10 protein-coding genes are annotated in these 12248 nt (G+C 65.1%); 2 read left to right on the forward strand and 8 right to left on the reverse strand.

The features are described 5' to 3' along the window. Positions 1 to 23 precede the first annotated feature (23 nt). From AC56LW_RS10085 to AC56LW_RS10115, 7 genes are all read right to left on the reverse strand, one after another. Positions 24 to 725 carry a pirin family protein gene (locus tag AC56LW_RS10085; RefSeq protein ID WP_332532154.1) on the reverse strand — a complete coding sequence of 234 codons (702 nt, stop codon included), beginning with the start codon at positions 723 to 725 and terminating at the stop codon, positions 24 to 26. Between the two features lie 264 nt (positions 726 to 989). Continuing rightward, positions 990 to 3467 (reverse strand): TonB-dependent receptor plug domain-containing protein, encoded by a 2478-nt coding sequence (locus tag AC56LW_RS10090; RefSeq protein ID WP_499633941.1) that lies wholly within the window; start codon positions 3465 to 3467, stop codon positions 990 to 992. 67 nt (positions 3468 to 3534) lie between these two features. Beyond that, positions 3535 to 4044 carry a RidA family protein gene (locus AC56LW_RS10095; RefSeq protein WP_499633942.1) on the reverse strand — a complete coding sequence of 170 codons (510 nt, stop codon included), beginning with the start codon at positions 4042 to 4044 and terminating at the stop codon, positions 3535 to 3537. Positions 4045 to 4084: 40 nt separating this feature from the next. Further along, entirely contained in the window at positions 4085 to 4489 is a 405-nt protein-coding gene (locus tag AC56LW_RS10100) for a c-type cytochrome (protein ID WP_499633944.1), read from the reverse strand. Continuing rightward, the gene (locus AC56LW_RS10105) at positions 4486 to 6072 is read right to left on the reverse strand and encodes a flavin monoamine oxidase family protein (protein ID WP_499633945.1); all 1587 of its coding nucleotides are present in this window, start codon (positions 6070 to 6072) and stop codon (positions 4486 to 4488) included. The genes AC56LW_RS10100 and AC56LW_RS10105 overlap by 4 nt, the downstream gene beginning before the upstream one ends. Before the next feature lie 355 nt (positions 6073 to 6427). Then, complete coding sequence (locus AC56LW_RS10110; RefSeq protein WP_499633947.1) at positions 6428 to 7159, reverse strand: hypothetical protein; 732 nt, start codon at positions 7157 to 7159, stop codon at positions 6428 to 6430. Between the two features lie 88 nt (positions 7160 to 7247). Beyond that, positions 7248 to 7562 (reverse strand): c-type cytochrome, encoded by a 315-nt coding sequence (locus AC56LW_RS10115; protein WP_332531982.1) that lies wholly within the window; start codon positions 7560 to 7562, stop codon positions 7248 to 7250. 249 nt (positions 7563 to 7811) lie between these two features. Here AC56LW_RS10115 and AC56LW_RS10120 point away from each other — a divergent pair, with 249 nt between their 5' ends. Next, positions 7812 to 9974, forward strand: coding sequence for a TonB-dependent receptor domain-containing protein (locus tag AC56LW_RS10120; protein WP_499633949.1), 2163 nt, complete (start codon positions 7812 to 7814; stop codon positions 9972 to 9974). Positions 9975 to 9992: 18 nt separating this feature from the next. Here AC56LW_RS10120 and AC56LW_RS10125 read toward each other — a convergent pair whose 3' ends face one another. Next, entirely contained in the window at positions 9993 to 10931 is a 939-nt protein-coding gene (locus AC56LW_RS10125; protein WP_499633951.1) for a LysR family transcriptional regulator, read from the reverse strand. 108 nt (positions 10932 to 11039) lie between these two features. Between AC56LW_RS10125 and AC56LW_RS10130 the strand changes: the two genes are divergently transcribed. After that, the gene (locus tag AC56LW_RS10130) at positions 11040 to 12248 is read left to right on the forward strand and encodes an MFS transporter (protein ID WP_499633953.1); all 1209 of its coding nucleotides are present in this window, start codon (positions 11040 to 11042) and stop codon (positions 12246 to 12248) included.

Genomic DNA, 12248 nt, shown 5'->3' on the forward strand with positions numbered 1-12248 from the left:
TGCTGCCATGCTGCCTGCGCGTGTTACTGCGGCAGATCGAACACCAGCACTTCGGCCGCTTCGGCCTGGCCCAGCGTCACCGCAGGTTCACCGGTGATCTTGAGCGCGTCACCACCGCTCAGCGCCACGCCGTTGACCGTGATCTGGCCACGAATCACGTGGACATAGGCCTGGCGGCCATCGGCCAGCGCATGGGTCGCCCCATCGGCGCCGTTGAAGATGCCGGCATGGATCGATGCATCCTGACGGATCGAGACCGAGCCATCGCGGCCGTCGTTCGACGCCACCACGCGCAGCTTGCCGGTCTTCGAGGCCGTGTCGAAGTGCTTTTCTTCGTAGCGCGGTTCGGCGCCAATTTCATTCGGCTCGATCCAGATCTGCAGGAAGTGCACGCCTTCTGTTTTCGAACCATTGAACTCACTGTGCACGACGCCAGTACCGGCGCTCATGACCTGCACGTCGCCGTAGCGCAGCACCGAGCCGTTGCCCATGCTGTCCTTGTGCGCCAGGGCGCCTTCGAGCACATACGAGATGATTTCCATATTACGGTGACCATGCGAATCGAAGCCGCGGCCTGCCTCTACATGGTCATCATTGATGACGCGCAGCGGGCCAAAACCCATGTGTTTCGGATCGTGGTAGTGACCGAACGAAAACGAGTGCTGCGAGTTCAGCCAGCCGAAACTGGCGCCACCACGTTCATTGCTTTTACGGACGTTCAACATCATGTGCTCCTTTCGTGATTGGATCATCGAGCTGCTCGAATCTCGATGCCGTTACCGGCACTCGCTGATTCGCGCCTTGTTCCCGATGCGATGACGCTATTATGCGCGTCACCGGCCATGATGAAAAACGAGTTATCTGCCGCCCTATGATCGATATTTTCGATTATGGAATCTGTGTCGCGGGCTGGATCGACCCTGTAGCGGCAATCAAGCGGCTGGCCCGCCACGGACAGCTGCTTGATGCCCGACGCCCGACGCCGTGGATCAGAATTTTACGGCCGCGCGCGCATAGTAGTAACCACCGTTGATGCCATATGGCGAGAAGCCTGGATAGATCGTCACCGCACCGTTGTCCAGGTTGGCGCGCTGCTCGGCCAGCGTCAGTGCGTTGACCTTGTCCGGGTACTCGTTGAACAGGTTGTTCGCACCCAGCGACAGGCTCCAGGCCTTGCTGATCTGGTAGCTCACTTCCAGGTCGGTCAACAGGCTGGCCTTGATCCGGTTTTCGCGATACACCGCGCCGTCGGTCGAGAACTGTTCGGACGATTTGCCAAAGTAGTTCTCGCGCAGGTTCACGGTCCAGTCACCCATGCGCCACAAGCCGCCCAGATTCACCCGCACCTTGGGCGAGGCCGTTTCCAGATGCGAGATCGCGGTGGCGTCGAGCAGCGTCTGCGCGCCCAGTTGCGTTGGCGCCTGGTTGATCTTGATGACCTCGACCTTGTTGTAATTGGCCGCGGCCGACCAGTCCACGCGCCCGTATGCGCCGTAGTTGCTGCTCAGGGTGGCCACGATTTCGGCGCCGCGGCTGCGGGTGTTGACGGCATTGGTGAAGATGTTGATACCGGTTTGCACGACGGTCGGATCCAGAACATTGCCATTGGCCAGGATCGCTGCCGTAACGGCAGGCGAATTGATCGCGCCGCCCGAACCGTACAGCGAGCCGCTGCCGACGATGCGGTCGCGGATCGTGATCTGGTAGGCGTCCAGCGTGACGGCCATGCCGGCCACCGGATTGAGCACCAGGCCAGCACTGATATTGGTCGATGCTTCGGGTTTCAGGCCGTCGATGCCCACCAGGCGCGCGCCCGGCGAGTTCGGCGCCAGTTGCACGAACGCGCTGCGTGGCGAAACGTTGGTGGCCGAATAGAACGATTCGGCCAGCGTCGGCGCGCGAAAGCCGTTGCTGTAAGTCGCGCGCACGGCCACGTCCGGCGTGAAGTCGTAGCGGCTGGTGAGTTTGCCGACCTTGGCGTTGCCGAAGTCGCTGAAATCCTCGAAGCGCCCGGCGATGTCGACCGTCCAGCCGGTCACGGGCTGCACGGCGATATTCGCGTAGACCGCCTTGTTGTTGCGGCTGTGTTTTCCGGCGTCGGTCAGCGAGAAGCCCGGGAACGACTGCGCGCCTTCCTTGTAGCGCGATGCGGCGTCGCCCGCGACAATCGCGTAGGTATCGCGGCGGTGCTCGAGGCCCAGCGCCAGCGTCAGTGGCGTAGCCATGCCAACATCGAACTCGCGGCGCAGGTCAAGGTTGTTGGTCCACTGGCTGGCCTGGAATTCCCCGGCCGCGAAATCAAGCGGCGTCGCGCCGGTGTCGGTAAACAGCGAGATATTGGCCGAATTGGCCACGCCCAGCTTGGCCACGTCCTTGCCGTAGGTACTCGACAGATCCCAGTTCCAGTTGCCGAACACCTTGCCCTTGATGCCGAACGTGAACGCATAGTCTTCTTCGTCGAACGTCTCCTGCGGGCTGAAACCCAGTGGGTAGATCGTCGGCAGGCGGTTGGGCATGCGGTAGTTCTCGAAGGCCCGCGCTTCCTTCTTGCCATAGGTGGCAAAGCTGTACAACTCGGTGTCGCCGCCCAGGTCCACGCCGAAGTTGGCGGCGAAGATGTGCTGGCGGTACTGGGCGTCGCCCTGGATCTTGTTCAGGTACGGGTAGCCTGGCGCATTGACGAGCGACGGCATCGCCGCCATCGTGGCCGGATCGACGACGCGCGGATCGATCCCGCCGCGCTGCGAAAAGCCGTGGTACTTCGTTTCCGCTGTCAGCGACAGCCAGGCATCGGTGAACGGGGTCAGGCCGATATTGGCCATGCCGTCGCCCGTGTGCCCGCCGCCGTCCATATAGCCACCGCCACTGACGTTGGCGCTGCCGCCACGGTAATTGGACTTGAGGATGATGTTGATGACGCCGGCGATGGCGTCGGTGCCGTACTGCGCGGCCGCGCCATCCTGCAGCACTTCGACGCGTTCGATCGCCGCCACCGGAATGAAATTCAGGTCGGCTGCGGCGCCGCCCTGGAAGGCGCCGGCCAGCACGGCCAGGTTGGCGGTGCCGTGGCGGCGCTTGCCATTGACCAGCACCAGCGTGTTGTTCGGGGACAGGCCGCGCAGGCGCGCCGACAGCGTCATCGCCGCCATGTCGCTGCCAAAGGCCTGGGCATTGAGTGACGGCAGGTTCTGGGCCAGGGCCTGGATCAGGTCGGGCTGGCCGGTGCGGGCCAGCGACGATGCGTCGAGCACCTGGATCGGCGATGCGCTGTCCTCGACCGTCAGGCCGGCGGCGCGCGTGCCCGTGACGATCACGACGCCGGTACTGGCGATCGCGGGGGCATCGGGCGCGACGGCGGCAGTCGTGGTCTCGACGGCCGGCTTGGCCGCCTTGTCGGCAGCATGGGCCGCCACGCCCCACGACAGCAAGGCAGCGGCAACACTGGTATGAATGATGGTCTTGTACATGGTGGTTCCCTGGTTGGCGTGATCTGTTATAGGTATGGTTGGCGTGGCCCGGCATGGGCCGCGCCGCTTACTTCTTTGCTGCCACGACTTCGATTTCCACGAGCCAGCCGGGATTGCTCAGGCCCGCCACCTGCATCACCGCGCGCGCCGGCAGGTTGGGCTGCGCACCGCCGAAGAACTGGGTGTAGCCGGCCATGAAGCCGGTGACGTCGGCGCGCCCTTTCTGCGCCGGATCGCCCACCAGGAACACCTGCATCTTGACGACGTCGCCCATGCCCAATCCCATGCCGGCGAGGATCTCCTTGATCTTCTGCAGCACGCCGACCGTCTGCGTCTTGGTGTCACCAAAGGCCGCGATGGTATCGGGGCCGGCGGCCTTCTCAACGATGGGCGGCACCTGGCCGCTGATGAAGTGGATCGTCGCGCCGGGCGGCACCGACACGGCCAGGGCAATGGGAAAGTCCGAGTTCGGGATCTTGTGGCGCACGATATCGGTGGCTGCGGCGCTGGCAATGGCGGGCGCCAGCAGCAGCGCGGCGGCCAGGCATGAGGTGGAGCGGAGAGCGGCAAATGTCATTGGATCGTCTTTCATGGGCATGGGAAGGAAAGGGAAAACATCAGTGCTTGTTGCCGAAGCGGCTGTCGCCCGCCGGTGCGACCTGCAGCGCGGCGCGCCGCATGGCAACCTCGGCGCCGGCGATCGGCGGCGCGCGATTGCCCCAGCTGCTGCGCGCATAGGTCAGGACGGCGGCGATATCGGCATCATCCAGGCTGGTGCTGAAATCGGGCATGCCCCCGCGCCCCTTGAGCAGCACCTCGGCCACGGCGTCGGCCGGCCCGATGGCGACCGGGCTGGCGACGAGCGCCGGGAACGCGCCGGGAATGCCGCGTCCATTGGCCTGGTGGCAGGCCGCGCAGTTCCTGGCAAACAGGGTCTTGCCGTCTGCCGGTGCGGGAGCCTGGGCCTGGACTGCGCCGGCCCACAGAACAGTGCTTGCCAGTGCAAGGATCGGGGTCTTCATGCGCTGGCCCTCCGGTGCAGTGCCTCGACCTGCTGCCATGCCGATTCGATGGCGCCGGCTTGCCAGCCGGTCAGGTAGCTCAGGTGTTCGCCCGCGAGCAGCACCCGGCGCTCGCCATCGAGCAGGATCGGGTAGGCGCTCTTGCGCGCGGCGTCGGTCCATTCGGCCCAGCCGCCCAGGCTGTACTGCACGCGGTGCCAGGCAACCGAGAAGCTGCTCTCGTAGCTTGCACGGTAGGCAGGAAAGATCTTTTCGCCGGCCGCGAGTGCGAACTCGGTCCGTTCGCTAGGTGCCATCCCGCTCACTTCAATGGCGTCGAGCGCGTAGTGGTAGTAGCCCAGCACGACACCCTTTTTCTGCTGCCAGCCACCGGACGGCAGCGAGATCGTGTTGATCCCTTTCAGGTCGGTCAGCACGTGGCCACCGTAGATATGGTCGTCTTCCTCCCAGAAGCGGCGCTTCATCTGCAGGCCGATCTTGCCGACCGGCGCGTAGGGGACGGCCTTGATCGCGGCCTTGAACCCGTCGGAAAAATCGGTGTCGATCATGCGCAGCACCGACAGCGGCACCGTGCACAGGCAATAGTCGGCCGTGACGCGCGAGAGCGCGCCGCTGGCCGTGTCACGCACGTCGATCGTGACCTTGTCGTCGCCCTGGCGGATGCGCTGGACTTCGGCGTGGTAGCGGATGCGGCCGCCCAGCCGGCTGGCGAAGGCGCGTGGGATCGCGTCCATGCCGCCGACCGGCTGGAACATCGTGGCGTGCATCGGGAACTCCTGCACGGCGCTGTAGACCTTGCCGACCCGGGCGGCCAGCAGATCGTGAAACGCCAGCGGATCGGACGGCGTGCCGGCGCCCGGCACCAGCCCCGCGCCGGGGTTGGTGGCAAAACCACGGCCGCTGCGGCCCTTGTAGGCCAGGTCGCCGGCGTCCAGCGCTCCTTCGTGCTTGAGGTAATCGAGCAGCAGGCGCTGGTCGTCGCCGGTCAGTTGCGTGTCGAGCGCGTGGCCGGTCACCGATTTGGCCAGCAGTTCGGCGACGTGGCCGCGCATGTCGGCCTTGATCTGGGCGCCGCGCAGGCGCTGCTTCGACAGCGGCCCGCCATCCTCGAGGTACACATACGCATGGTCATTCTCGTTGACCATCACTTCAAGCGGTACCTTGAACTCGCGCGCGTAGTAGAGCGTGGACTGGTGGTCCAGCGGGATGCGCCACGGGCCGTGGTTGATGTACTGGCCCGCGTCGAAGCGGCACTGCTGGGCCTCGCCGCCCAGTTCGTGCAGCTTGAAGTCCTTGCGCGCGGTCTGGCAGCGCCCGCCCGCATAGGGCCGCGCCTCGAGCACCTGGACTTCGTAGCCCAGCTTGCCCAATTCGTACGCCGCCGTCAGGCCGGCCAAGCCGGCGCCCAGCACGACGACTTTTTTACCTTTGCCAGAGCCAGCGAGCACGGGCGGCGTCGTGGTCCGGGAGGCGATCCCCATGCCCCAGGCATTCATCGAACCCATCAACAGCGCCGAACCGCCAACGGCGGCGGCGCGGTACAAGAACTCACGTCGGGTCAGCGACGGTGTCAAACGTTTCATTTCTACCTCCACTTGGCGTTACTGAAAGACCTTGCAACTAGTGGTCTATCAGCAATACCTGTGCCAAGTGGGTGGTGCGATCGTCAATACGAAACTTATTAAAATAAAGTGCAGAGGTAGTTTGACCGAACGTAAGCCTGACGTAAGCGCATTTATTCAAACAAGATTCAGAACTACTGCTTCTTCATTCGTATTGACAAACGTGACACACTTCGCGCGATGCCTGGCGCATGCTGCGTCGAGACTTTATTTTTCCTGACCCGTTCGGGATCGTCCACGGACAGCGTAGCGACGCCGCGCACGCGCCGCGAGCATGCCAAATCGACATTGCACCGTTGTGGCGTAAAGACGCACTTCAATGGGTTTGGTCAGCGCCGTCGCGTTCCAGCCAGTAGTTGAATTGGCCATAGCTGGGAATGGTGCCGGGCGGACAATTGGCGAAGTGGTCGTTCAACATCTGGCGATACGCGGCCGGGCGCGAAAAGCGCGGATGGGTAGCGGCAAACTGCGTAGCAGCCGCCAGGAACAGCGCCCGCAGTGCGGCGTCGGTATTGGTGCCCGCGTTGGCGCTGCTCGTCGCACCATTGCGCGGACGGCCGCGCTTGACGCCGGCGCTGGCCGCCCGCGTCTTGCCACGCGCACCGGAGTTGGCGTAATCGGGCAGCAGCGCATCGATCGTCTGGCCCCGCTCCCAGTAGCGGCGCAGGTAACGCATGAGGCTGGCGACGGAGATCCCGTGGGCGCGACTGTAGGCGTTGAGCAGAACCCCGCGCGGGCGCGGCAGATAGAGTTGCGGCAGGTCGCGATGCAGCGCGCTCACCGCATCCCACGCCTTCATCTGCAGCAGGTGGTGCTTGCCGGATGGGGCGTCGACGCGCGGTGCTCGGCAAGGGTCAGTGAGCAGTAACCGGGCACGCCGGATCGAGACGTCCGCTACCAGCACGTGCAGCGGTGTCCTGCACGGTGTGGCGCCCGGACGGCGCAGCGCAAAGGTATAAGCCACGGAATCTGCCACGTCGATCCAGAGAATCCGCACCAGTTGGCCGGGAGGATCGAGGTATTCGATGACATCGTTGTGCAAGAACATCGGCCGCTCCTGGCGTTGAGTTCATTGCTTATATGCAAAGAACGCGCCAGGTACGGTCATGGCGGCCCGGGCTGGGGCCGCCAATGGGTCATTTCTGCGCCAGGATCCATTTCGCCAGGACCTTGGCATCGGCTTCGGTCACCTGTGGGTTGGCCGGCATCGGGATCGGGCCCCAGGTACCGCTGCTGCCTTTCTGGATCTTCTGGATGAGGCGCGCTTCGGCGCCGGCATCTTTCGCATACTTGGCCGCGACATCCTTGTAGGCCGGACCGACCAGCTTGGTGCCGACGGCGTGGCAAGCCATGCAGGCCTTGGCCTTGGCCAGGTCGGCGTTTGCGTGGGCGGCGGGAATGGCGGCGACGGCAACGGTCGCTGCCAGGGTCAGGGTCAGGTACTTCTTCATGATGCTCCAGTGGCTGGGTTGATCGTAAGGCGCAGGCGCCCTGGGCGGGCACCGCCTGACATCATAGCGGGAAACCCCGGTGGCATGGGCAGCACGGCGTTGCATGACCAGCATCCGACACGCCCGTCATGAAATTTGAATGGGAATGATTCGCATTAACGATTAGAATGGCGCCATTCTGCGATCTTTGCCTCGTTTGACGTCTTTACGCAGAGCTTTGCTTCAAATTATAAAAAGGATGCCTGAACAATGATTGACCGTTTGCCTGCCCTCCCATTTGCCCGTACTGTGTTGAGCCTGGCCATGGGCGCGATGCCGCTTGCCGCTGTTGCCGCTGTTGCCACCGATGCGATTGCTGACGATTTGCCGGCGACCATGCCGACCGTGGTCGTGACCGCGGCCGGCTTCGAGCAGACGATCCGTGAAGCGCCCGCCTCGATCACGGTGCTGACCCGTGAACAACTTGAGAAAGAGCGCTTCGGCAACCTGGCGCAGGCGCTCGAGAGCGTGGAAGGCATCGACGTGGGCGCGGCCGGCGACAAGACCGGCGGCATGAACATCAGCATCCGGGGCATGCCGAGCGACTACACGCTGATCCTGATCGACGGCCGGCGCCAGAACGCGGCCGGCAACGTCACGCCAAATGGCTTCGGCGGTACGTCGACCAGCTTCATGCCACCGGTGGGTGCGATCGAGCGCATCGAAGTCATCCGGGGTCCGATGTCGACGCTGTATGGCTCGGACGCCATGGGCGGCGTGATCAACATCATCACGCGCAAGGTCGGCAAGCGCTGGGTCGGTTCGGTGGCAGCCGACTACACGCTGCAGGAAGACAGCCAGTTCGGCGACGTCAAGGGCGCCAAGTTCTACCTGAGCGGCCCGCTCAAGACCGATGTGCTGGGACTCTCGCTGCGCGGCAGCACCCTGCGCCGCGACGAAGCCAGCATTGCGTATGACGAGATCAACCCGGCACGGCCACTCACGCAGAACGCCAACCCCGTCAAGCAGAAGATCGACAACGTCGGCGCGCGGCTGGCGTTCGCCCCGCACCGCAACCACGAACTGGTGCTCGACGCCGACAAGACGCGCCAGACCTATGACAACACGCGCGGCCAGCTCGGCACGCTGGGCACGGGCGGCTATGGGCCTGAACAGAAATACAACCGCGAGCAGACCACGCTGTCGTACAAGGCGCGCCTGCCGTTCGGCACCTGGGAGAGCAGCTATATGGTGAACAACACGGAAACCATCGGTCGCACGATTCCGCCGGGGACGCCAGGCGCAGTGCCCGGCACGCCCCGCACGCTGGAAGTCGAGAGCAAGGTGTTCGACACGAAGCTCCTGCTGCCATGGGGCACGCACCTGACCACGATCGGCGCCCAGCACTGGGATGCGGAAATGATCGACGGCGTCGCGCCGCAAGCGTTCGCGTTCACGCAAAAAGCCCTGTTCGTGGAAGACGAGTGGCGCCTGCACGAGCGGGTGTCGCTGACGATCGGTGCGCGCTACGACGACCACAGCATCTTCGGCGGCCAGACGAGCCCGCGCGGCTACCTGGTCTGGAGCGCCTCGCCCCGCTGGACTGTCAAGGGCGGCGTGAGCAAGGGCTACAAGACCCCGCGCGTCGAGCAGCTCACCCCCGGCATCAACGGCTTCGGTGGCCAGGGCACGATCCCGCTCGTGGGCAGCCCGAACCTGCAACCCGAAACCAGCGTCACCACCGAACTGGGTGCCTACTTCGACAATGGCGCCGGCTGGACCGCGAACGCCACGGTCTTCAACAACGATTTCAAGGACAAGATCACCAGCGGTACTGGCCTCCTCAACTGCACCTACCGCCCGGCGCTCAACCGGCCGGGCTGCGTCAGCTTCGGCAACTGGCCGAACGTCGACGCCTTCGGCCAGTCGATCAACGTCGACGAGGCCGCCACGCGTGGTGTCGAACTCGCCAGCCGCTTCCCGCTCGCCGCCGGCTGGGCCGCCAGCGCCAACTACACGTACACCGACAGCGAACAGGAAAGCGGCGCGAATGCCGGCAAGCCACTGTCCGACACGCCGAAGCACGCGTTCAATGCGCGCCTGACCTGGGACGTGTCGCCAGACTGGAACACGTGGCTGCGTGCCGAATACCGCAGCGAGCGCTTCCGCGATTCGGGGACGTCGGCTGCCACCCGCGCAGCGCGGGACGCGCTGGGCGACTTCAAGGGTTATACGATGCTGCACCTTGGCACCAGCTACCAGGTCACGCCGGCCATTACGCTCAATGCTGCGATCTACAATCTGCTGGACAAGGACTTCATCGACTACCGGCCGTATCGCGCGACGCCGGCGGCAGCGCCGACCTACAGCAGCGTCTACGTCAACAACCTCGACGGGCGCCGCCTGTGGCTGTCGATGAACGTGGACTTCTGAGCGGCGGGTGAACCGGCATCAGGCGTCCGCCAGGCGCAGGTCGGGGTCGGCCTCGAACACCCCGGCCAGCCAGCTGGCAAACGCCTGCAGGCGCGGATTGGCGATGCGCCCGCGCGGGTACAGCAGTGAGACCGGCATCGGCGTCGGGCACATGGCGGGCAGCACGATGGCCAGCGTGCCCTGCGCCACGTGCGTGCGCACCTGGTAGCGGGCCAGTTGCGCCAGTCCCAGCCCCTGCAGCGCGCACAGCAGGTTGGCCTCGGCATCGTTGACGGCGATGCCACCATCGATGGCCACCCGGACTACGCTACCCGTGCCCCCTTCTTTCTCTTCACCCGCGAGCGTCCACTCGAACGCGCGGCCGGTCTTGCCCGAGAAATGCACGATCGCATCATGCTGGCCCAATGCGTCGACCGTTTCAGGCGTGCCCCGTTTCGCCAGGTAGCCGGGCGTGGCAGCAATGACAAAGCGCATCAAACCGATCCGGCGCGCGACCAGGCTCGAATCGGGTAAGTCGCCCACGCGCAATGCGCAATCGATGCCTTCGGCGGTCAGGTCGACCAGGCGGTCGCCCAGGCTGATCGTGAGATCGAGCGCCGGAAACGCCTGGCGAAATTCACCGATGCGTGGCAGCACGATGGCGCGCCCGAGCGCGCCCGGCAAGTCGATGCGCAGGCGGCCCTGCATGCGCCCGGCCTGCTCGCCCAGAAAGTCGGCTTCGGCGTCGTCGATGGCGGCCAGGATGGTGTTGCAGTGGGCGTAGTAACGCTCGCCCTCGGGCGTCAGCGACAGCCGGCGCGTCGTGCGCTGCAGCAGTTGCGCGCCCAGATAACGTTCGAGGTTCTGCAGCGTCGCCGTCAGTGAGGCGCGTGGCAGATCCAGCGACTCGGCCGCGCGCGTGAAACTGTTCGCTTCGACGATGCGCACGAACGTCTGCATCGCTTTCACCTTGTCCATGATTGTTCATATAAAGTGAATGGTATAAGCGCATTATGCCCTGGTTATCTTCGCAGGCGAACTGGCTACCATGGGGTCATTCCCTCATTCACTCCCATGGAGTTCGTCATGAACACCCCCAGGTCATCCTCCATCTCATCCGGCATGGTCATGCTGCTGGCCGCTGCGGCCGGCATCATCGTCGCCAATCTTTATTATGCGCAGCCGCTTGTCGGCCCGATCGGCGCCACGCTGGGCCTGCCGCCCGCAGCGGCGGGGCTGATCGTCACGCTGACCCAGATCGGCTACACGCTGGGCCTCCTGTTCATCGTGCCGCTGGGCGACCTGGTGGAAAACCGGCGCCTGATCGTTACCGGCCTGTTCATCACGAGCGCTGCCTTGCTGGTCGCGGCCACCGCCACCACGGCGTGGGCATTCCTGCTGGCCGCGCTGACCATCGGCCTGGGCGCCGTGGTGGCCCAGGTGCTGGTGCCATTTGCCGCGCACCTGGCGCCGGAAGCCACGCGCGGCCAGATTGTCGGCAAGGTCGTCAGTGGCCTGCTGCTGGGGATCATGGTGGCGCGGCCGGTGGCGAGCGTGCTGGCTGGCCTGGGCAGCTGGCACACCGTGTTCGGGATCGCCGCCGCGCTGGTGGCACTACTGGCCGTGGTGTTGCGGTTGAAGCTGCCTCTGCGCCAGCCAACGGCGACACAACCGTACCGGCGCCTGATCGGCTCGCTATGGCCGTTGCTGGCCACGACCGTGGTGCTGCGCCGGCGCGCGCTGTATCACGCCGGCCTGTTCGGCGCCTTCAGCCTGTTCTGGACCGTGGCGCCGCAGGCGCTGGCCGGCCCGGCCTTCGGCCTCACGCAAAATGGCATCGCACTGTTTGCCCTGGTCGGCATGGCCGGTGCGGTGGCCTCGCCTGTCGCCGGGCGCCTGGCCGATGCCGGTCACACGCTGAAAGCCACTGCCGTCGCCCTGGTCGTCGGCGCGCTGAGCTTTTTGCTGCCCCTGTTTGCGCCCGCGTCAAAACCGGTCGCGCTCGGCTTGCTGGCCGTGGCCGCCATCGCGCTGGATGCTGCGGTGGCCGCCAACCTGGTGCTGGGCCAGCGCGCTCTGTTCGCGCTGGGCGCGGACATGCGCAGCCGTCTGAACGGCCTGTACTTCGCGCTGTTCTTTGCCGGTGGTGCGGTCGGTTCCGCGCTGGGTGGGTGGGTATATGCCGCACATGGCTGGCACGCGGCGCTGCTGGTTGGCATGCTGCTGCCGGCGCTGGCGCTGCCGGTCTGGCTCCGCGAAGCCACCGGGCATGCGGCCGCACGCCAGAGCGCATAG

The sequence above is a fragment of the Telluria sp. LT2P80 genome, from assembly GCF_059685955.1.